Source organism: Roseburia sp. AM51-8 (assembly GCF_003478275.1).
Classification (GTDB): Bacteria; Bacillota; Clostridia; order Lachnospirales; family Lachnospiraceae; genus Pararoseburia; species Pararoseburia lenta.
Window position 1 is genome coordinate 581,350 of sequence record NZ_QUEY01000001.1, and the last position, 22,416, is coordinate 603,765.

Below are 22,416 nucleotides of genomic sequence, written 5' to 3' on the forward strand. Positions count from 1 at the left end.
ACCTCTTAACTCTTACTGTGCTGATGAAAATTCATCTTCGGTCGCATAGAATGCGGAGTCATCTGCATACTGACTCTGGATGATGCATACCCATGTCTTACCCTGATTTAAAACGATCTCATTGCCGTCGTTGTCATAGTAATGTGTGATACCGTCATCGCCCTTGCGCCATGTGATGTCGATCATCTTACCCTGGGTAAAGAACTTACCTTCTCCGGAACCGGAAACGGTAATATTTAAGTACTGGGTTCCCTCATAGATACTATTATTGACGTTCTGGAAAATAATATTCGAAACCTCTACCTGCTTACCGTCCACAGCGTCGATCTGCTCAGCGCCAAACTGGTATCTGGCATAGGTCTGGCTATCCTTATTGTAAATAAAATACGGATGGTTGTAGAAATAATACGGCTTTACAACCACACAGTCTGTGCCTGCGGATAAGGTATTTGGACTGTCATCCTCTGCAAAGATATAGTGTCCGTCATAAGATGCATCATACTGTGTGTCGTATCCCTTCTTTGCAATACCACTGGCGATACCCTCTGCACTCGTATATGCGTTGTGTGGTGCAGCATGTTCGCTGGTACGGTAGAATGTATCTCCCAAAGATCCGTCCAAGCCGCTCAGATTATCCACGATACCGGTAGCAAGCAGCTGCTCGCCCTGTACGCTCTGTCCGAAATGCACATAAATGGCATCAAACTCTGCAGCAAACTGGGCATAATACGGACGACAACTACGCACATTTCCCATCTGTGTCAGATCGGCATAATCTTCGTAGATCGCCATCATTCTGGTGATCGAGCCTTCAACCGGAGCCTCATACAAAACACCGGCAGAATTGATACCATACTGTGGCAGAGCCGCTTTGGTATTCTCTGTCATGACGGCAACGGCACGACTGCGGCCGATCGACTGATCTACCCATTCTCCGGTCAGATAAGATTTGACCTGTCCGTCATGGTTGACTTCTTCCTCTTTTTCAACGACCTCTTTGGTCTGCCCATCATCTTTTTTCTGATGGGTGACAACAAATGCAGCAGTGCCTCCTGCGAGCGCCACTACAACGGCACAGATAATGCCGATCAATGCTTTCTTAGACATTCTTTTCTTCCTCCCTCGTAATATGTAATAAATCTAAGATATAAGACTGTTTTTCTTCCATAAGGGTTGCCTCATCCGGGGTCATATGATCATAGCCCATCAGATGCAGCATACTGTGTGCGATCAAAAAAGCATATTCCCTCTTCCGGGAATGTCCGTATTCTTTTGCCTGCGCCAAAACATGATCTACAGAAATCACAATATCTCCTAAGATCAGTTCATCATTTTCTGATGTTGCCGACAGATCAAGCAAAGAAAAGTCTCCCGGTGCCGGATAATCCATCATAGGAAAAGACAATACATCCGTAGACCGGTCCATTTCCCGGAATTGCTGGTTTAATTCATGGATCGCCGCGTCATCGGTAAGTACCAGGCTCACCTCGACTTCGTATGGAAATTCTTCCACTTCCAAAGCCTTATCAATGACATCCTCTGCCACCTTGCGGTAGTCAAAGGAAAATGGGATATCCACCTCTTCTTCTAATAATAATGTCATAACAAAGAATCCTCCCGGACTAATTTCTCACGGATCTTCAAAAACTGATTGATGCTGAGCCCCGACTCGTCATAGATCCCCTTTTGCGATAATTCATTCAACGTCTGATATATTACCATATCTTGGTTCCATGTGCTAGACATAGTATCCTGATCCAAAAGTTCGATCTTGGTCACCAGAGCATCTACCATGTGCACGATCGCCGATTCTGGTGTCTGTGGCAGGCGCAAAATACCCCCGTATTCCTCCATGACCGCCATGACATCAGTCGGAAAACAATGGTTGTTTGCCAGCCGCAGTGCATTGTCAATCTCCGGCTCGCCTTCCATCTTGCCCAGTCGGTAATAAAATCCTGCCATCATAGCACAGGGTGCATCTGCACCGATCTCACCCGCGCAGACCCCCGCCAGACGCGAAACCCTCCTGCCGTGATTGTATTCTGCCATAGAAAACCGTCGGATATCCATGACCAGCGGATAGGTATCTTCCAAAAAAAGCCGATATGATCCTTCCAGTTCTGTCTGATTTTTTTGTAGAAGCCAGGGAACCAGGGCAAGAACTACAAAAGCGTAGGCTATGCCATCCCCCAATCCCCACAAGACCTGTCGGATCCCCAGTGTGTGATGGGAAAGATAATAAAATACGATCGGCAGTAAAAATCCCAGAACAAAATAAAGCAAATGAATGCCAAAAAAAGACGTCTTTTCCCTGCCCTGCAAATAAGGGGTCAATAAAATACCACAGATGACCAAAAGGCTATAGCAGACGATCTCATACAGGCTGAGACTTTGTGTGATACCTAAGAGTAAGACCATATAAAGTCCAAGTCCTAAGGCAAGCACATCATCCATTGCCGGAAACAAAAGTATGCCGATCAGCAAGACCGGTGTAAAAAAATGCGGACAAAAGGATCCTGCAAGCAGGACTGCCCACGCCGGCAAGACCGATAAAAATACCTTTTGATAAGAAGCGGACTGCTTCTGGGGAAGTTCTCCTAATAAGCGGTGCTTCATCAGGGCAAGCATAAAGATCAGAAAGAAACTGATGTCTAAAGTTACAAGGCATAAAAGTTGATCCAAAAGGATCTCTTGTCCTAGGCAAAGCAAGACCTGCCCCGCCAGGAAAAGAAGTCCCATACCCAGACAGTATGTCAGTCTTTTGCTGGAAATATTATTTTCTTCCACGGTCTTTTCCATGTGTCTTTCCAACCTTTTTCTTTTTGTTTTTCGTATCTTCTTTCTTCTCGTAGACCTCGTATGCGTGTACGATCTTTTGTACCAGAGGATGTCGGACAACATCCGCACCGCTCAATTTACAGATACTGATCTCATCTACACTGCTAAGGACATCCACAGCCACATCCAGACCGGATCTGGCACTTGCCGGAAGATCCTTTTGTGTCGCATCTCCCGTAATGACCGCCTTGGATCCAAAACCGATACGGGTCAGAAACATCTTCATCTGCGCCGGTGTCGTATTCTGTGCCTCGTCTAGGATGATAAAGGCATTATCCAGAGTCCTGCCTCGCATATAGGCAAGCGGTGCCACCTCAATCAGACCTTTTTCCATATTGCGTGCAAAACTCTCTGCCCCCATGATCTGATAAAGGGCATCATACAAAGGACGCAGATAAGGATCTACCTTGCTCTGCATATCCCCCGGCAAAAAGCCAAGTTTCTCTCCGGCTTCGATCGCCGGTCGTGTCAGGATGATACGGCTGACTTCTTCCCGCTGAAAGGCCGTGATCGCCATTGCCATGGCAAGATATGTCTTACCGGTACCTGCCGGACCGATACCAAAAGTGATCATCTGATCCCGGATCGCATCCACATAGGCTTTTTGTCCGATCGTCTTGGGCTTGATCGGCTTACCGGAGGTCGTATGACAGATACAGTCGTCTGCCAGATCTTCCACCGCCTTGGTCGGCAGTTTCTGTTCGGTCAGTCCCAGCAGATAATTGACTTCCTGCTTGGTGATCGTCTCTCCTTTTTTTGAAAGTGCATAAAGACGCTGCATGATATCAGCTGCACTTTTGATCTTGTCTTCCTCTCCGATTACCTTTAAGCGGTCGTCGCGTGCGATAAAGGTAACCGAAAGTGTCTGTTCGATCAGTTTAATATTGGCATCAAACTGCCCAAAGATATTCTCCAGATGTTCTACTGGTATATCAAGAATACATTCTTTTTCACTCATAAATGCTTTCCTTTATATCGGATATTTCCGGCAGGTCCGTTTGTTTCTTTTCGGTCGCCGGAGATTGCAAAAGCAATTCTCCGTGCATGGTGCACAAATCATTACTGTATTCCATAATAACATTTTTATCCATTATTTGAATACCTTTTTCCTCAAAGTTTTTTTGCAAGTCGTCAAGATGTATTTGCATGATTTCCTGCATTTCTTTTTACTATGTGACGTTTTCTGCAATTTATAGGATTTTTCTGTCAAATAGTTGCAATAGATTGGAAGATCCCAAACGCCTCCCAGAGAGACCGGATGGATCTCTCTTAAGGTCGTATGCTGTGTTTTTCCCAACATATAGGGAACGACATTAAAATAAGAACCATTGGTGCCAAAGACAAGGTATTCCCTACGCTGCCCCATCTCGATCCTTTTCTGATAGGTCATTTCTTCCGCAAAGGAAAAGGCATAGACGCCCTCGATCAAAACATCCCCGTCCGCATTTTTTGGATCATATGCCAAAGTCTGGTCTCCGGCATCGTTGGTGATGGCGATCCAGCCATAGATCAGGACATCCCCCTTTTTGACATCGCTTCCCTTTTCCACTGCCGCCGTTCCATCGCGTACATAAAGAGACGTGACCTTACCATCGCATGGTGCAAGCAGGTCCATGCCGCTTTCTTCTTCCGTCTGCGCTTCTTCGGCTGCCGCCATCTTTTCTTTCATAGCGATCTGTAAGGAGGAACCTTTCATGGAAACCGATACCCAGATGACCTCCGGAAAATCTGCAAGGATTTCTTTTTCCAGAATCTCGCAATCCATGTCTTTCTTTTTGCTGCCGATTCCCTGTCCTTTCCGGCTCAGATAGGATTCCAGCATTTCCTCCGTCACAAAGGAATTGCCCGACACCCGGATCATCCAGATATAGCCTGAGACATAAAAAAGAAGGGCAAGCATGGCGAAGATGCCCAGGACATAGCCAGCCTTGTGACGGTATCTGTGCAAAGAAAAAGGCAGACCGATCTTCTTTTGTATCCGCACCTTAGATTTGGTCTTATGCAGTATGTCATGCAATTTCCAGACATCGTTTCCGTAGAGCATAGCCTGCATATGATAAGGATCCTGACTCTTTACATCCCATAAAAAAATCCCCCTGCTAATACATATTCTGATCAGACGGGGAAGATCATCTCCTGTAAATGCTACGCACACATAGCCTTTAAGAAAACGAAATAAGATCAATGATTCTTTTCCTTTACCTCTATTTTTTCAATGTTTCCGGCAATCTGCATCTCGGTCCTGGTATAATAGCAGATCCGCAGATGATCTCCCAAAATGCTGACTTCCTCCTCCTTGGACTGCACAATGATCAGTTTGTCATGATACTCGATCAGACCCTTGTAATTTTCGATCAAGGCGCTGCGGTTTCCCAGAAGGGTCAATTGGATCATACCGATCATCAAAGGATTTTCCAGCGGTTCCTCCCGCTCTAAAAGATTGCCGATCGTCCTCTTATCATTTTTCATCATAATGCAGTATATGAGTCATGCCAGAAACATATGCCTCAAAAGGTCTTTTTACTTGTGATATGGCTCGCCACGCATAATGCGGTAAGACCGGTAGATCTGCTCCAAAAGAATGACCCGCATCAACTGGTGTGGAAAGGTCATCTTTGAAAAACTCAAGGCATAGTCACTGCGTTTTAAAACAGCGGTATCCAAACCGATCGAACCACCGATCACAAAGACCAGACTGGACTTACCCGCCAGTCCCAGACGGTCGATTTCCTTGGATAAGCCTTCCGATGTCAGCATCTTTCCATCGATTTCTAAGGTGATGCAATAATCGCTGTCTTTGATGTGTTTGAGCAGACGCTCACCTTCCTTTTTGCGGATCAGATCGTTTTCCGCTTCGGATGCATTTTCCTTGGTCTTTTCATCGGCAACTTCGATCATCTGCAATTTGCAGTAGCGGCTCAGACGCTTTTGGTATTCTGCGATCGCATCACGAAAATATTTTTCCTTGATCTGTCCGACACACAAGATGGTAATATTCATACCTTAATTTCCTCCATATAAGTAAAGCATTAAAGCCACAGGAAATTCCTGCGGTCTTAATGCTTCTTTCTTACTATTGTGGTATATATTTGTAATTACACTCTAAAACGTCACTGGTCTTGCCATGCTTATCTACAAGGATCAGAGATAAGATATTGTTGCCCTCCATCATCTCGATCGGTCCTGTGTACTTGGCAGAAGCCTGTGTCGGTGTCGTACCGTCCCAGGTATAATAGACACTTGCACCTTCCGGCACTTCCACAGTGATCGTCGTTGGCGTCGTGAAACTGCCGCCGGATGGGGTGACAACCGGATAATCCGGGTCAGCATAGGTGATCTTATAATTCTTTTCAACTACCTGACTGGTCTTGTCGTCATTTTCACATACCGCCTTGACCGTCGTCGTGCCCTCCTCTAAAGTAAAGGCTTCCGTATAAAGAATGCCGCCCTCAGTCGGATCACTGCCATCTAAGGTATAATAGATCTTGCCTGTCTTGCAGGAAAGTTCGATGGTAACATCATCATCATATTTTCCTCCGTCTACGGAAAAGACCGGTGCGGACAAGAGGTTGTCATTAAAGAGATCCAGTAGTTTCTGGCTGGAAACCTGTGTCTGTAAATTGGTCAACTTATCATAATCGCCTGTGGCCAGATATAGAACGATCAGCGATTTGTAGGCAGAAACGTTATCATCATCTTGAGCGATCACCTCTAATAATAAACTTTCCGCTGTATCATATTCTTCCAACTTGATATAGTCATTGGCTGCAAGTATCTTCGCCTTTGTCTTGGTATCGTTCTTTTCTATGGCACGATTGTAATAGACCAAAGCACCTGTATAATCCTCTTTTGTATCCAAAGTCTTGCCCTTGGCGACATAATGGTCGTAAGATGTCATATAAACGGTCAAAAAGACCAGCACAAGACACAGGGCAATGATCCCACCGATCAAACCAGCTCTTGCCTTCTTATTTGCCCAAAGCCCCGCAAAGCCCTTTTTCTTTTCCGGATTCTCTTCTACTGCCTTTTTAGCGGTAGAAGCACTCTTGCCACCGGCGGAAGTCTTCTTATCCGACTGGACATTTTGTCCAACTGTCTCCGGCTGATTTTCTTCCGTTTTTCCGGCTGATTTTTCTTCTTCCAGAAGGGATATCAGAAAATCATCCTCTAAGATATTGTAGTCCGGCACCATCTGCACCGGTTCCCCACATTTTTTACAAAAAACACTGCCGGCATCAATCTCGGCTCCACATTTACTACATTTCATAGCAATCTCCTATTTTTGCAGATCAACGGATTCCAGACAATTATGCATGAGCATAGCGATCGTCATCGGTCCAACACCACCCGGAACCGGTGTAATGGCGGAACAATGCGATGCTACCTCATCATATGCCACATCCCCACACAAATGGTTGTTCTCATCCCGATGCATACCAACATCAATGACAACGACTCCCTCTTTGACATAGTCTGCCGTAATAAACTGCTTCTTGCCGATCGCAACGATCAGGATATCTGCCTGTCTGGTCACAGAAGCAAGATCTTTGGTCTTGGAATGGGTCACAGTGACCGTAGCATTTTCGCGCAGCATCAAAAGTGCCATCGGTTTTCCAACGATATTGCTGCGTCCTACGATCACACAATGCTTGCCTTCCATGTCAATATGACTGCGCTTTAACAACTGGATAATGCCTGCCGGTGTGCAGGATACAAAGCCCGGCAGACCGATGGAAAGTGCACCGACATTCTGCGGATGAAAACCATCAACATCCTTAAGCGGATCAATGGCTCTGGTGATCTTGTCCTCGTCCATATGTTTCGGGAGCGGCAGTTGTACCAAAATACCATTTACATCCTTGTCGCCATTTAATTTGTCAATGAGCGCCAGCACCTCTTCTTCGCTGGTATCCTCTGCCAGTTCATAGGACAAAGAACGGATGCCGATGTACTCACAGGCTCTTTTCTTATTGCGCACATAAACGCAGGATGCCGGATCCTGTCCTACCAGAACCACTGCTAAGGTCACTTCCTGCCCCTGCGCATGCATAGCGGCTACTTTTTCCTTTAACTCGTCCTTGATCTCCTGTGAAATCTTCTTTCCATCAATGATTTCTGCCATTGTATCTTCTCGCTTTCCAGTCTTTTTTAAAATAATCCGGTGATCACACCGTCATCTGAAACATCAATTCCAAATGCTGCCGGCTTCTTTGGCAAGCCCGGCATAGTCATGATGGCTCCTGTAACAACCACCACAAAGCCTGCACCGGCACTTGCATAGACTTCTCTTACATTCAAGGTAAAGCCTTCCGGTCTTCCCAGTTTCTTTGCATCATCAGAAAGGGAATACTGGGTCTTTGCCATACAGACAGGGAAATCTCCCATCCCTAGTTCCGTAATATGAGCCAGTTCTTTTTCCGCAGCCGGTGCATAAGAAACATCTGCGGCACCATAGATCTCCTTGGCGATTGTAGCGATCTTGTCCTTTAATGACATTTCAGACGGATAGATCGGTGCGAAATGACTTTCCTTATGATCTAGGACATCCAAAATGGTCTCTGCCAAGCAACGCCGCCCTGACCGCCTTTTTCCCATACTTCGGATAAAGCGAAGGCACAGCCGCGTTTCTCACAGAAGTCACGGACAAAGGCTGTCTCCTCCTCGGTATCTGTAATAAAGGAATTGAGGGTCACTACGACCGGCACATCAAATTTCTGTAAGTTTTCAATATGCTTTTCCAAATTGACAATGCCCTTTTTCAAAGCATCCATATTTTCCTCTGACAAGGCATCCTTTGCCACGCCGCCATTGTATTTGAGGGCACGGATCGTTGCTACCAGAACAACGGCATCCGGGTGTAAACCTGCCATGCGGGACTTGATGTCAAAGAACTTCTCTGCGCCCAGATCAGCACCAAAACCTGCCTCTGTCACACAGATATCTCCCATTTTCAGTGCCATCTTTGTCGCGCGCACACTGTTGCATCCATGTGCGATATTGGCAAACGGACCACCATGCACCAGTGCCGGTGTATGCTCTAAAGTCTGGATCATATTTGGCTTCAAAGCATCCTTTAGCAGGGCTGCCATGGAACCGACTGCCTGCAGGTCTGCTGCCGTAACCGGTTCTCCCTTAAAGTTGTAAGCCACGATAATGCGGCCGAGTCTTCTCTTTAAGTCTGCCATATCATCTGACAGACAAAGGATCGCCATGATCTCAGATGCAACGGTAATGACAAAATGATCCTCTCTTACCATACCGTCCATCTTGCTGCCCAAGCCAACGACAATATTACGGAGCACTCGGTCATTCATGTCCAGACAGCGTTTCCATTTGATCTGTCTTGGATCAATGCCAAGTTCGTTTCCCTGCTGGATATGATTGTCTAAAAGGGCTGCCAGCAGGTTATTTGCAGAAGTAATCGCATGAAAATCTCCGGTGAAATGCAGATTGAGATCTTCCATAGGAACGACCTGGGCATAGCCACCGCCCGCAGCACCACCTTTGATACCAAAGCAAGGTCCTAAGGAAGGCTCACGAAGTGCAAGGACTGCCTTTTTTCCTAACTTTGCAAATGCCTGTCCAAGGCCTACACTGGTCGTCGTCTTTCCCTCGCCTGCCGGTGTCGGATTGATTGCAGTGACAAGTACCAGTTTGCCATCTTCTTCCTTTGCCAAGCGCTCCATACACTCATCTGACAACTTAGCCTTGTATTTTCCATACATTTCCAAGTCATCTGGCGTAAGTCCTACCTGTTCTGCAATCTCGGTGATCGGAAGCATGGTCGCTTCCTGTGCGATTTGGATGTCTGTTTTCATGTTCTCTCTCCTTACATAAGTAAAATGTTGTCTGGTCTCTAGTAACCTCTATCCTAAAAGTCATCGCTGACCGGATATTCCTCTTCCACCGCTGAAACTGCTGATGGATTTAAGAATTGCTCAAACTGGGTCGGTGTCATATGTACCGTTCTAGGTTTGGTTCCCATTTCCGGTCCCACGACTCCGGCCTCCTCCAACTGATCCATAATGCGGGCTGCTCTGTTAAAGCCGATCTTGAAGTTGCGCTGTAACATGCCGATGGAGCCCTTTTCCTTGGATACGATCAGACGACCTGCCTCTGCAAAATAGGAATCCCTCGTATCTTCAAAACCACTGCCGCCTCCGATAGCGGTAGCACCATCACTGCCGTCCGCGCCGGACTCAATATGCTTGGTCACATTTTCATCATAGGAAGCCTCTTCATTGTTACCCTTGATATAGTCGACTACATCCTGCACTTCCTCATCTGAGACAAAGGCACCCTGCACACGCAGCGGCTTGGTATAGCCCTGTGGATAATAAAGCATATCTCCGTTTCCTAGGAGTTTTTCAGCCCCGAACATATCCAGAATGGTTCTGGAATCCACACCACTGTTGACCGCAAATGCGATACGGGACGGCATATTCGCCTTGATCAGACCGGTCACGACATCAACAGATGGTCGCTGGGTTGCTAAGATCAAATAAATACCGGCGGCTCTGGCCTTTTGTGCCAGACGACAGATGGATTCCTCGACTTCCTTGGCGGCAACCATCATAAGGTCTGCCAACTCGTCTACGATCACGACCATTTCCGGCATCTTTTCAAAGGTACCCAATTCTCCATTGGAATTGATCGGTAACTGATAATTATGTTCTTCCAGTTTTTTATTGTAAGATTTGATGTCACGCACACTGGCATCCGCAAATTTCTGATAGCGGTCATCCATTTCCGTAACCGCCCAGTGCAATGCCCCAGCCGCCTTTTTGGGATCGGTAACGACCGGGATCAACAGATGGGGTATGCCATTGTAAATACTAAGTTCAACGACCTTTGGATCGATCATGATAAACTTGACCTCGTCCGGTCTTGCCTTATATAAGATACTCATGATGATCGTATTGATGCAGACGGATTTACCGGAACCTGTCGTACCGGCGATCAAAAGGTGGGGCATCTTGGCAATATTTGCCGTAATGACATTGCCCGCAATATCCCGCCCTGCACAGAAAGTCACCTTGGACTCTGCCTTTTTAAATTCTGCGGAGGAAGCCATTTCCTCAAAGGATACCATGACTTTATTTTTGTTTGGCACTTCGATACCAACGGCTGCCTTTCCCGGGATCGGCGCTTCGATACGGATATCCGTAACCGCCAGATTCAACTTGATGTCGTCTGCCAGATTGGTGATACGGTTGACGCGGACACCCACTTCCGGCTGCAACTCATAACGGGTAACCGTCGGTCCACAGGTGACATCTGTCACCTCTACATTGATGCCAAAATTGCGGAGGGTCTGTTCCAGTTTGTCTGCCGTGGCTTCCAATTCTGCCTTGGAATTTCCGTTTCCGCTCGCCGCCTTCTTTTTCAAAAGTGACAGGGTTGGAAATTTATAGGCTGCCGCCGGCTTTGTCTCCTGCTTGCTCTTGGCGATCTCATCTGCCACCTGATCTGCACTCTTTCGGGTCTCCTGCATGCTTGCCGCTGTCTTGCGTGGACGTTTTTCCGGGGGTGCCACAGCCTCAGCCGCTGTGGGTGCTGCCGTCTCCTTTTCCTCAGCCCTGACAACTTCCGGCGTAGAAGGCATAACTGCCTGCCTTTGTGGCTGTACCGGAGAAGTCGGTCTTACCGGATCATTTTCTGCCTTTGGCGCTTCCGTGGTCACATTGGCGACAGGTGGGGTCGATAAATTAATGCGTCGGCTTGGACGTACCGATTCTGCCTTAACAGCTTCTACCGGTTTTTCCACATCCAGACCAATGACAGACGCAGATCCGGTGCACTTGGAAGATAAAGGCACACGCTTAACATTCTTAACCTCGACATCCTTTTGCGGTGCCATATGTACCTGTTCCACCTCATCCGAGGATGCCTGCACCGCCTGGATCTCAGGTTCCATCTTGGTATCAAATGCCACACCTGAGATCTTCCGATCTCTGCGCGGCGCGTTTTCATCTACCTGACCGGCAGCCGCCTGCCGTTTCTTATCGGCCCGGATCCTTGCCAGTCTTGCCTCGCGGTCTTCATTTGGATCTGCATAGCGTCTTTTCTTTCTACGTCTGCGACTGCCTGCCTGCTGTAGCAAAGAGCGTTCCGTAATGAGAATCAGGCAAACGATCATGATGACAAAGGTAAGCACATAAGCACTGATCAGCCCAAAACCTTCCACCAGCCCGGATGCAATCATTCCTCCCAAAAGCCCGCCGCCAGCCTTGCTCTCTCGTCCATAGTAAAAAGCACGCATGGCTGCATAAGGAGCATCCCCGTGGGCAAACAATTCCACCAAAACACTAAGAAAAACCGTAAGCACGCCACCGGCGATCAGTTTGATCGTGGCGATCCGGTTTCCCTGATTGGAAATGCCAAAGAAAGTAGCCACCAGAAGCAGGATGGGAAACAGATAGGCAACCAAGCCGAAAATGCCAAAGAAGAAACTACTGACAGCATTACCTACGATCCCACCGATCCCCAGATTACTCAAAAACAAGAGAACACAGACCGCAAGGAAGATCCACAAAAAGATCTCTTTGATGGCTTCTGCCTTTGCAACATCGACCACTTCCGCCTCGACTGTGACATTTTTGGCAGTTGTTTTCGGTTTTGTCCCCTTTTTCGTCGTCTGTTTCTTTGTGGCTGTAGACTTTTTGCTTGCGGAAGTCTTGGTCGTATTCCGTTTTGCACTTGTCGTTTTATTAGCCATAATTTACGAATCCCCTAATCTTATAATCACATACATCCTACGATCACTGCAATCACACCAACGATCATGCAATATACAGAAAAGATGGTAAATTTCTTCTTGCGGACAACAAGAAGCATGGTCTTGATACAAATATATCCTACGACAGCGGCAACCACCATACCGACAACATAATTGACGATCTCAGAAGATGCTGTTGTTGCAAGACTCAAATCCTTCAGTTCCAAAACGGCTGCCCCAAGCACTGCCGGAATGGACATGATAAAGGAGTATTTTACTGCGAAAGTGCGATCGAAGCCGCTCAAAAGACATGCCGTGATCGTTGTTCCTGAGCGGGATAAGCCCGGAAGTGTAGCAAAGCCCTGACATACGCCGATCACAACCGCATTGCCATAACTTGCGTTTTCTTCGGTCTTTTTACCGGTTTTCACACGATCGGAAATAAAGAGCAAAATACTTGTGATGATCAGACAGATGCCCGGAACCAATACCGTCGCAGATGCTGCTTCGATCAGGTTCTGTCCCAGAACACCCATGATACCGGTAGGGATAGTCGAGACAATGATCAACATAACAAAGCGGCGATACGGTGTATCCACCATCTTGCGGTACTTCTTTTTCCTGGAAGAAGAAAGATTGCCGATCGCGATGCCAACATTGGCAAGAAAGTCGATCACGATAGATACGCCCTCACAGATCAACTCCCAGATATCTTTATAGTAAACAGCAAAAATAGCAACCAGAGTCCCTAAATGCAGTAAAACGTCAAACATAATCCCGGTATCTGTCTGCACATGAAATAATGCCTTAAAAAGTGCAAGATGCCCGGAACTGCTGACCGGCAGGAACTCTGTTAATCCTTGAATCAGCCCCATGAAAATAGATTGCAATAATGACATAATGACCTCCATATATGTGATTTTACCAACTTTTTAATATTACCATATTTTCCAGAAGCTGTCATTATTACTTTTCTACAGATTACACGCCTTTTTGCGCCGTCTTTTTGCCTGCTATCATTCTTTCCAAGGTCAGCATGGCATCCCCCAGACTGCCCACATGAGAGATCAAACCTTCATTGACTGCTTCTTCGCCTACCAGAATAGTTCCCAGATCCTTTGCCATGGTATCTTTAGCAAGCATGAGTTCTTCCAGACGTGTCTTTTTGATAGCCGCATGCCTACAGATAAAACCAATGATCCGCTCCTGCATCTGGTTGAATTGATAATAGGTCTGGGGTGCTCCCAGTACGGTTCCACTCATACGTACCGGATGTGCCAGCATAGTCGCGGACGGCACGATAAAAGAACAATCCGTTGCGACTGCCAGTGGGATGCCGATGGAATGGCTGCCGCCGATCACAAGAGAGATCGTTGGCTTTTGTATGGCAGCAATCAATTCTGCCATCGCCAGACCGCACTCCACATCCCCGCCAATGGTATTTAAGACAAAAAGAATGCCGTCTACAGAGGCATCATTTTCCATGCCGATCAGAAGCGGTATCATATGTTCATATTTAGTTGTCTTAGCATTTGCAGCCAGAAGCGTGTGTCCTTCGATCTCGCCTATGATGGTCACAATTCCGATCCTGTGTCCCTTTTCTGTTGTAATGACTTCCTGTCCATATTCCTTCACACTATCCATTTTAATCTTCCTTTTTCTTTTTAGTGTGCATCAAAGAATATGAAAAAATACAAAAAGCGCCCGTTCCTAAGAACTGACGCATCTTTTTGTATCTATTACGACTCGCCCATCAGATAGGAGTAAAGTCCCTCATAATTGGCTTTAGAGTTTTTCCATGAATAATCTTTTTGCATGCCACGGTCTACCATCTTGTTCCACTCTGCCTTCTTTTCAAAGAAAACATACTTGGAATAATTGACAGTGTTCAAAAGTTCATCCCCATTATAATTGGCAAAGGAGAAACCATCCCCGGTATGCTCATATTCATTGTAAGGGATGACCGTATCCTTTAAGCCGCCTGTCTCGCGCACGATCGGCACGGTACCATAGCGGAAAGAGATCAACTGGGTCAGACCACACGGTTCAAAGCGCGACGGCATCAAAAAGGCATCTGCCGCTGCGTATAACTTGTGAGCCAGATCCTCGGAATAACAGATGTTTGCGGATATTCGGTCCGGGTATTTCCATGCAAAGTGACGGAACATATTCTCGTACTGGGCTTCGCCGGTACCGATTACGACCAGTTGGGTGTTGTCATCCACCAGACGCTCGATACAGTAATTGACCAGATCCAGTCCCTTTTGGTCTGTCAGACGTGAGATCAGCCCGATCATGTACTTTTTCTTGTCTACGACAAGCCCAAGCAGCTCCTGTAACTTCTCCTTGTTGACCTTTTTGTTTGTTCTGAAATTGGATGCACTGTAATTTTTGAAGATCAAATCATCCTTTGCCGGATCGTACATAGCATAGTCAATACCATTGACGATACCGCGCATGTCAAAATGTCTGGCTGACAGAAGTCCGTCCAAGCCCTCGCCATAATAAGGGGTCTGGATCTCCCCTGCATAGGTATCACTGACGGTCGTAATATAGTCTGCATAGACCAGACCGCCCTTTAACATATTGGCACCCTTTTTGAACTCCAATTTGTCCGGTGTAAAGAGTTCCATCGGCAGACCGGAGATCCCCTGAATGGTCTCGATATCCCAGACACCCTGGAACTTGAGGTTATGTATAGTCATGACTGACTTCATACCCCAGAAGAAAGGATTACCGGCAAATTCTGTCTTTAAATAAACAGGGATCAATCCTGTCTGCCAATCATGGCAGTGAATGATATCCGGCTGAAAGTCAATGAGCGGTAACATGGAAAGTACTGCCTTGTCAAAGAAAATAAATTTCTCGATATCGTAGCGCGTATCCCCATAAGGATAAAAGCACTCAAAGTACTCCAGATTATCGATAAAATAGTATGTGATTCCCTGATACTCATACTGCATGACGCCTACATAGCGCTCGCCGATATAAGATCCCATCCCCATCTGGAAATGACACACATACTGAAAGGAATCACGGTATTGTGGCGGGATACAGGTATAGTCCGGCAGGACCACACGGATATCCCATTCTGATCTGTCAAATTCTTTTGGCAAGGCTCCTACCACGTCAGCCAATCCCCCGGTCTTGACAAATGGCACACACTCGCTTGCCGCAAAAAGTACTTTCTTCATAGTAACCCCTCCTAATGAATCAAAATACTACTCGTCCCAGTTATGATATACTTCTTGAACGTCATCATCTTCATCCAGCAAAGATAAGATCTTGTTGATGTTGTAAAGATCCTGCTCATCTGTAAGTTCTACATAGGTCTGCGGGATCATGGTCACCTGTGCATCTGCCATAGCGATCTTCTCCTGCTCCAATGCTTCACGGACAGCAGAAAAATCATCCGGATCTGTCAGCACGATGAAGGAATCTTCTTCCTCTGTGAAATCCTCTGCACCTGCATCCAGTGCCATCATCATCAGATCATCTGCATCCAGATCACACTCTTCCTTGTCAATGATGATCTGTCCCTTTTTATCAAACATGTAAGATACACAGCCCTGGGTTCCAAGACTGCCCTTGCCCTTGGTGAAAGCGCTGCGCACATTGGCAGCGGTACGGTTCTTGTTATCGGTCAAAGCATCAACGATGATGGCTGTACCGTTTGGTCCATAGCCTTCATATGTAACCGATTCATAATTGACTGCATTTGCATCACCGGCAGCTTTCTTGATACCTCTTTCAATGGTATCGTTTGGCATATTGTTGGCCTTTGCCTTGGCAATAACATCACGAAGTCTGCTGTTATTGTCAGGATCCGGTCCGCCTTCCTTGACCGCTACTGCGATCTCACGTCCGATAATGGTAAATACCTTACCCTTTGCAGCATCATTTTTCTCTTTCTTATGCTTAATGTTAGCAAATTTTGAATGTCCTGACATAAAATTATATCCTCTTTTCTAAAGTATTCTTATCCAGTGTATCATTTTTTGTTTTATATGGCAAACACCTGTACCTGCCGGATCATTTTTCCTTCTACATCCAGCACTTTGAAGCGGTAGCCCTTGTATTGCACTTCAAAAGTCTCATGTTCCTCCGGGATCTTGTCAATATGGGAGATCAAGAAACCATTTAAGGTCTCGTAGTCCTCCGGGAAGGTAATCCCCAGAACCTCTGCCGCTTCTTCTAGGGAAGTGCCGCCATCCATGCGGTAAAAATTCGGTGCGACCTGTTCGATGGACGCTTCCTCCTTGTCGTGTTCGTCCTGGATATTGCCCACGATCTCCTCTAAGATATCCTCCATAGAAATAATACCGCTGGTCTGCCCATACTCATCCACCACGATCATCATGTGCTTTTTCTTGGACTGCATCTTGGCAAATAAGGTATTTAAACTGTGGGTCTCCGGCACAAATTCCGGTGAGTGCAGTAGTTTGTCAAAATCCCGCAGTTTCTGCCCGTAAGTCTTATGGTCTTTGGCAAAGACTAGTGCATCTTTAATATGTAAAAGACCGATGATATTATCCAGATCGTTCAAATAAACCGGATAACGGGAAAAAGGTGCATCCTGCATAAAGGTAAGCGCCTCGCCAAAGGTCATTTCGCCATCCAGGGCAATGATCTGCCTGCGGTGGACCATGATATCCTTGGCGTCCTTGTCGCCAAATTCAAAGATGTTATGTATCATGGCGGCTTCACTGGCTAACAGCACCCCATGCTCATGTCCCTCATTGACAATGGAAATGATCTCATCTTCCGTGACATCATCCACTTCCTCCTTGGGATCTACCCCAAAAAGACCGCTGATCTTCTTGCTGAGAAGATCATACAAAAGGATCAGAGGTCGAAAAACTTTTCGCAAGGTCTCATAGGCTCCCAGATAGCGCAGTGCGATCTTACAATGCTTTTTGGAACTGATACGATAAAGAGTTCCAAAAAAGAAAACCGCATATAATACGACAAAGACCACATACACAAGAATTGCAAATAAGACCCTTTCCCATGTATTTTCTGCAATGTCCGACAGTCCATTGTAAAGCAGGTAAAAAGAACTTGCTACAATGCCGATCCCGGAAAAAATCCGCAAAAAGGAACTGCTGATGACCAGCAAATGATCATCACTGTGATAACGCTCTAAGCACCCTGCCTTGGCAGGATCCCCTTTTTGTAACTCCTCCAGATCACTGTCGTTGATATGATCGATCGCGATCTTAAAACTACTAATGATGATCTGCATGATAGCACATAGGCAAAATACGATCATGCAGATCAAACACCTGACTCCTTCATCCATGGTATTCTATTCCCTCATTTCCTTTCTTATGTGAAAATCTTTGAAACTGCTATGTAAGCAATTCCAGACTGATCTCTAATGCTTTATCAATCTCAAATAAAACCTGATTATCCAGATGACATATCTTATCCTTAAGTCTGGTCTTATCGATGGTGCGAAGCTGCTCCAACAGTACGACCGAATCCTTGACCAGATCATATTTACCACTATCCAATGAAACGTGTGTCGGCAATTTTGCCTTGTGCAACTGTGATGTAATCGCTGCACAGATCACGGTCGGAGAATGGATATTTCCGACATCATTTTGAATAATCAGTACCGGTCGGATCCCGCCTTGTTCCGAGCCGACGACCGGTCGCAAGTCTGCATAATAAATATCGCCTCTTTTAATTGTCATACTACACTCTCCAAAATTGAATTTATAAATAGTATTTCCACAATTTCAAAAGCTATTCATATTAGATTATGCAAAATAATTCATTTCGTCAACGCATGCGCCGTCCTTCTGATAAAAACGTGGAATGCGGTCTCCCAGATCACATGCCAGTTCATAGTTAAAACGCCCGGACATTTCTCCCAGTGTCTCCATAGAAATGACTGCGTTCCCATCCTGACCGATCAAGGTCACGCGGTCCAGATACTCTGCATCCGGGATATCCGTTACATCCACCATCATCTGATCCATGCAGACCCTGCCCACGATCGGTGCAGGCTTGCCGCGCACAAGCACATAGCCCTTGCTGGATAAAGAACGAGGATAGCCGTCGCCATATCCTACCGGGATCGTCGCGATCCGGCTTTCTCTTTCAGTGACATAGGTGCCGCCATAACTGATCGCACTTCCCGCCGGAAGGGTCTTGATGTGTACGATATGACTGTAAAGAGATAAAATCGGATACAAAGGAAAGGCATGATCCATCTCCTCTGACGGCCACAGACCGTATAAAGTAATGCCTGCACGCACCATATTTTCATGATAGCCCGGCAGTTCTAAGATAGCGGCACTGTTGCAGCAATGGCATATCGGAAATGTAATGTCCTCTTTTTGCAGTGCTCCTATCATATCCTTGAATAAGCTATATGCCTTTTTTGCATAAGATTTATCCGCTTCATCCGCTCTGGCAAAATGGGTAAAGATACCTTCCAGGCAAAGATGTTTGAGCCCTGCAATATCTTTGATCTCTTCTACCGATTCCTGACAGACCGGATAGCCGATCCTGTGCATACCGGTATCGATCTTGATGTGGATCAGTGCCTTTTTATGACATTTTTCCGCTGCCGCATCCAAGCTTGCGCCACATCCTTGCGGTAAATTCCAAAACGGATATCCTGCAGAATCAGATCTTCATAATCTTTTTCAAAGACATAGCCTAAGATCAGAATCATCTTCCCAATGCCTGCTTTTCGCAGTTCCAAGGCTTCTTCTGCCGTTGCAACCGCATAACCGCTGATGCGGTCATTGTCCTCTAAATGCTTAGCAATTGCCTTAGCACCATGCCCGTAGGCATTGGTCTTGATAACAGCCATCATGCCGACGTCCTGCGGCAGTTTTTCTTCCATTGCCTGCACATTTTGATCTAAGGCATCAAAATCTACGATGGCGTAAACACGCCTTTTTTCTATTTCCACTGTCATCTTCCTTCTTTCTGATAGATCGTTTTTATTCCTTTTATGATGTCACCTGCCTGCATGCAAAGATTAGCCTCTGTCCTTGCGGCCTCCTCTCCCGCAAGTCCATGCAGGTAAACGCCCAGTGATGCCGCATCTTCCGGTCTTAAGCCCTGCGCGATCAATCCTGCGATCACACCGGTCAAGACATCACCACTGCCGGCTGTCGCCATACCGCTGCAGCCGCTCGCATTGATATAAGTCGTGGCATAAGGCACGGATACGATCGTAGCCGCATCCTTAAGTGCACAAATGACCTGATAATCTCTTGCAAAATCCTGTGCTATGGATAATTTATGGTCAGTCACATACATAAGCGGACTGCCCATCAGGCGTGCCATTTCACCCAGATGCGGAGTGATGACGGTCTCTGTATGCGGCTTTTTCAGCCACTGTAAATGTTCTGCCAGAATCCCCAACGCATCCGCATCCACCACCATCGGCACTGCAGCATTTTCTAAAGTCGTGCGAACCAGGTTCTCCGCCAGATTAGACTTTCCAAGCCCCGGTCCTATGGCTATGGCATCCGCCCAAGCAAGTTCTTCCAACAACTGCTTTTCATTCCATTTATCATAGGTAACAAGAATGGCTTCCGGGAATCGTGTCAAAATGATGTCACGATTGCATCTTGGTGTATAGACCTTGACCATGCCGGCACCACTCGTCAGAGCACTTTTCGATGCAAGATAAGCCGCGCCTGCCATATCCTCACTGCCTGCGATCACAAGCACCTTTCCCCGGCTTCCCTTGTGATCATCCGGGCTTGCCTGCGGTAGTTGTTTTAGATCTTCTTTTTCCAGGCTCTTACAAGGAAGAACCTGATCTGCCAGACTGCATGATTCGATTCCGATTGCAGATACGATCAATTCACCACAGTATTTTTTCCCCGGATAAAGCATCTGTCCGACCTTGGCAAAAGCAAAGGTTATGGTCGCATCCGCCAAAAATGCCTGCCCCATGATCTGTCCGTCATCCGCAGATACACCGGATGGTATATCCACCGCCAGCCGGTAGGCATCCATGGCATTGACCTCTTGCAAAAGTGCAGGATAGTCACCGCCCAATTCTCTGGAAAGCCCGATACCAAACAGGGCATCCACGATCACCTGGGCGTCTGCAAGTGTATCCGTAGAACTAGACAATTCCATGCCATACTGCCGACAGATCTTTTGCTGCGCCATGTTTTCCGGCGAAGCTTGGAAAAATCGCCCACCAGGAATACCGACACCTGCCCCCCCTCTAAGTATAAAAGCCTTGCAATGGCGAGTCCATCCCCACCATTGTTGCCACTTCCACATAGTATGACGATCTTCTTTTGCCACAAATCTCTTTCATGCAAAAATGAAACAACCGATAACGCGGCTCTCTCCATCAGCACCATGGAAGGCAGACCATAATGCTCGATCGTGCGGCTATCGCATTGTTTCATTTCGCGACTGTTTAAAATATATTTCATACGTCTCCTTTTTGTACATCTTTTGATAACTGTTTGTCCTGGGTCGTATCACCGGACGGGCGATCCTCTCCTGTGATCAGATCCACATCATCATTTTGCACATCAAAAAGATTGATGATATCTTTTCCAAATATATCATGCATATATGCATAGATTTCTTTATTGTTGATCTCCCGATTCTGTTTGCGGATGATGTTCTTTTTTAATTCTACCCGGACCTTTTTGATCCATTCCGCAATCTCCTCGGCTTCTTTGCAATTGGTGCGCAGACGATCATAACAAAAGGTCATGGTCTCCATCATCAGCGCGTCATTGCAGGTCTGTATCTCCTTTGGGATCTCCAAAAGGGCATCCTCGTTGGCTGCGATCTTTTCCTTGACTTCCTCGATCAGCCGTTTGTTCTCGTCCATCTGCCGGCTGTGCGTCTCCTTGTCCTCCTCTGCGTCCATATGCTCTACGATATTCTGCATAAGGGATGACTTGACCTTCTTTAAATCCTTTAACTCCTGCGTCAGGCGTCCCTGCCGCTCCAAGATCTCCTTCAACTGGCTTTCCAGTTCCTGCACCTCTTTGGGCTTGCCATCTAAGGCAAAAAGCCGGTGCCATTTCTGGTCCAAGACCAGAATGGGTATTTTTGTTTTCGCCAGTGCTTCTGTAAACGCCTGTCGTTCCATACGCTCACCTTCTTTTGAAAACTATTTTTTGTGGTTGGCAATATTGTAAGAAAGCTGCATCAGACTATCGGACAGATGCACATTCTCTACGACCATATCCTCCACATCATCCAGATCGACATGGGCAAAATTCCAGATGGCATGTACGCCCAGGGAAGATAACTGTGCCGCGGTCGCTTCTGCATTCTGCTTTGGCAGGGTCAGTGCCGCAATATCCACACGTGTTGTCTTTACAAATTCTGGTAATTCCTCCAACATACGGATTGGGATATCTCTTACCTCTTTCCCCTTCAATGCCGGATTGACATCAAACAGACCGACGATCTTGAAACCTAATTTTTCAAACTTAACATAATTGGCGATTGCCTGCCCCAAGTTACCGATACCGATCACGATCACATTGTGTGTCTCATTCAATCCTAGGATCTTGCCGATTTCATCATATAAGTACTGAACATTATAGCCATAGCCCTGCTGACCGAAACCACCAAAATTGTTGAGATCCTGCCGGATCTGGGATGCCGTCACATGCATACAACTGCTGAGTTCGTTGGACGAAATGCGCTCCACTCCTGCATCAAGCAATTCTCCTAAATATCTGTAATATCTTGGCATACGACGAATGACTGCCTGGGATATTTCCTTTTCCACGTTAAATTCCCCCTACTTCCACTGTCAATGATGACATGTATATCATATTTATATAAAAATTATAAATATTTTAAATATATATGTCAAATTTTTAACAGAATCCGCCTAT

General features: G+C 46.4%; 19 protein-coding genes and 3 pseudogenes. All 22 read right to left on the minus strand.

Annotation, left to right across the window (positions count from 1 at the left end):
- Nucleotides 1-12: 12 nt before the first annotated feature.
- Complete coding sequence (locus DW996_RS02940; protein WP_118534804.1) at nucleotides 13-1,107, minus strand: DUF3048 domain-containing protein; 1,095 nt, start codon at nucleotides 1,105-1,107, stop codon at nucleotides 13-15.
- Nucleotides 1,100-1,603 carry an rRNA maturation RNase YbeY gene (gene ybeY, locus DW996_RS02945; RefSeq protein ID WP_118281234.1) on the minus strand — a complete coding sequence of 168 codons (504 nt, stop codon included), beginning with the start codon at nucleotides 1,601-1,603 and terminating at the stop codon, nucleotides 1,100-1,102. Before ybeY ends, DW996_RS02940 begins: the two co-directional genes overlap by 8 nt.
- Nucleotides 1,600-2,799, minus strand: coding sequence for a hypothetical protein (locus DW996_RS02950; protein ID WP_118534805.1), 1,200 nt, complete (start codon nucleotides 2,797-2,799; stop codon nucleotides 1,600-1,602). The genes ybeY and DW996_RS02950 overlap by 4 nt, the downstream gene beginning before the upstream one ends.
- On the minus strand, nucleotides 2,774-3,796 hold the full coding sequence (locus tag DW996_RS02955) for a PhoH family protein (protein WP_118281236.1): 1,023 nt from the start codon (nucleotides 3,794-3,796) through the stop codon (nucleotides 2,774-2,776). Before DW996_RS02955 ends, DW996_RS02950 begins: the two co-directional genes overlap by 26 nt.
- A 132-nt stretch (nucleotides 3,797-3,928) precedes the next feature.
- Nucleotides 3,929-5,023, minus strand: a complete 1,095-nt coding sequence (locus DW996_RS02960; protein ID WP_118534806.1) for a sporulation protein YqfD — start codon at nucleotides 5,021-5,023, stop codon at nucleotides 3,929-3,931.
- The gene (locus DW996_RS02965; RefSeq protein ID WP_118281238.1) at nucleotides 5,020-5,310 is read right to left on the minus strand and encodes a YabP/YqfC family sporulation protein; all 291 of its coding nucleotides are present in this window, start codon (nucleotides 5,308-5,310) and stop codon (nucleotides 5,020-5,022) included. The genes DW996_RS02960 and DW996_RS02965 overlap by 4 nt, the downstream gene beginning before the upstream one ends.
- A gap of 48 nt (nucleotides 5,311-5,358) precedes the next feature.
- Nucleotides 5,359-5,838 carry a 23S rRNA (pseudouridine(1915)-N(3))-methyltransferase RlmH gene (rlmH, locus tag DW996_RS02970; RefSeq protein WP_118534807.1) on the minus strand — a complete coding sequence of 160 codons (480 nt, stop codon included), beginning with the start codon at nucleotides 5,836-5,838 and terminating at the stop codon, nucleotides 5,359-5,361.
- A 73-nt stretch (nucleotides 5,839-5,911) separates the two neighbouring features.
- On the minus strand, nucleotides 5,912-7,105 hold the full coding sequence (locus DW996_RS02975) for a chitobiase/beta-hexosaminidase C-terminal domain-containing protein (RefSeq protein WP_118534808.1): 1,194 nt from the start codon (nucleotides 7,103-7,105) through the stop codon (nucleotides 5,912-5,914).
- Between the two features lie 9 nt (nucleotides 7,106-7,114).
- A complete protein-coding gene (folD, locus tag DW996_RS02980; RefSeq protein WP_118281241.1) occupies nucleotides 7,115-7,960 on the minus strand; it encodes a bifunctional methylenetetrahydrofolate dehydrogenase/methenyltetrahydrofolate cyclohydrolase FolD in 846 nt (281 codons plus the stop codon).
- 26 nt (nucleotides 7,961-7,986) lie between these two features.
- Nucleotides 7,987-9,656: pseudogene (locus tag DW996_RS02985) on the minus strand (formate--tetrahydrofolate ligase).
- A gap of 53 nt (nucleotides 9,657-9,709) precedes the next feature.
- The gene (locus DW996_RS02990) at nucleotides 9,710-12,556 is read right to left on the minus strand and encodes a DNA translocase FtsK (RefSeq protein WP_118534809.1); all 2,847 of its coding nucleotides are present in this window, start codon (nucleotides 12,554-12,556) and stop codon (nucleotides 9,710-9,712) included.
- Between the two features lie 26 nt (nucleotides 12,557-12,582).
- Nucleotides 12,583-13,455, minus strand: coding sequence for an undecaprenyl-diphosphate phosphatase (locus tag DW996_RS02995; protein ID WP_118281244.1), 873 nt, complete (start codon nucleotides 13,453-13,455; stop codon nucleotides 12,583-12,585).
- Between the two features lie 82 nt (nucleotides 13,456-13,537).
- Nucleotides 13,538-14,200: a ClpP family protease gene (locus DW996_RS03000; RefSeq protein WP_118534810.1), complete on the minus strand. Its 663-nt coding sequence runs from the start codon at nucleotides 14,198-14,200 to the stop codon at nucleotides 13,538-13,540.
- A gap of 95 nt (nucleotides 14,201-14,295) precedes the next feature.
- On the minus strand, nucleotides 14,296-15,750 hold the full coding sequence (gene glgA, locus DW996_RS03005) for a glycogen synthase GlgA (protein ID WP_118281246.1): 1,455 nt from the start codon (nucleotides 15,748-15,750) through the stop codon (nucleotides 14,296-14,298).
- Nucleotides 15,751-15,777: 27 nt separating this feature from the next.
- A complete protein-coding gene (locus tag DW996_RS03010; RefSeq protein WP_118534811.1) occupies nucleotides 15,778-16,506 on the minus strand; it encodes a YebC/PmpR family DNA-binding transcriptional regulator in 729 nt (242 codons plus the stop codon).
- Nucleotides 16,507-16,559: 53 nt separating this feature from the next.
- On the minus strand, nucleotides 16,560-17,858 hold the full coding sequence (locus DW996_RS03015) for a hemolysin family protein (protein ID WP_118534812.1): 1,299 nt from the start codon (nucleotides 17,856-17,858) through the stop codon (nucleotides 16,560-16,562).
- A gap of 49 nt (nucleotides 17,859-17,907) precedes the next feature.
- Nucleotides 17,908-18,255 (minus strand): type II toxin-antitoxin system PemK/MazF family toxin, encoded by a 348-nt coding sequence (locus tag DW996_RS03020; protein ID WP_118281249.1) that lies wholly within the window; start codon nucleotides 18,253-18,255, stop codon nucleotides 17,908-17,910.
- A gap of 171 nt (nucleotides 18,256-18,426) precedes the next feature.
- Nucleotides 18,427-19,493 (minus strand): annotated as a pseudogene (alr, locus tag DW996_RS03025) (alanine racemase); the annotation flags it as partial.
- Complete coding sequence (locus tag DW996_RS03030) at nucleotides 19,490-20,485, minus strand: NAD(P)H-hydrate dehydratase (RefSeq protein ID WP_442969911.1); 996 nt, start codon at nucleotides 20,483-20,485, stop codon at nucleotides 19,490-19,492. The pseudogene alr and the gene DW996_RS03030, both read right to left, overlap by 4 nt.
- A 3-nt stretch (nucleotides 20,486-20,488) precedes the next feature.
- Nucleotides 20,489-20,982 (minus strand): annotated as a pseudogene (locus DW996_RS12970) (NAD(P)H-hydrate epimerase); the annotation flags it as partial.
- Entirely contained in the window at nucleotides 20,979-21,656 is a 678-nt protein-coding gene (locus tag DW996_RS03035; RefSeq protein WP_118281252.1) for a hypothetical protein, read from the minus strand. The gene DW996_RS03035 and the pseudogene DW996_RS12970, both read right to left, overlap by 4 nt.
- A gap of 21 nt (nucleotides 21,657-21,677) precedes the next feature.
- Nucleotides 21,678-22,307: a redox-sensing transcriptional repressor Rex gene (locus DW996_RS03040; protein ID WP_118281253.1), complete on the minus strand. Its 630-nt coding sequence runs from the start codon at nucleotides 22,305-22,307 to the stop codon at nucleotides 21,678-21,680.
- Nucleotides 22,308-22,416 lie beyond the last annotated feature (109 nt).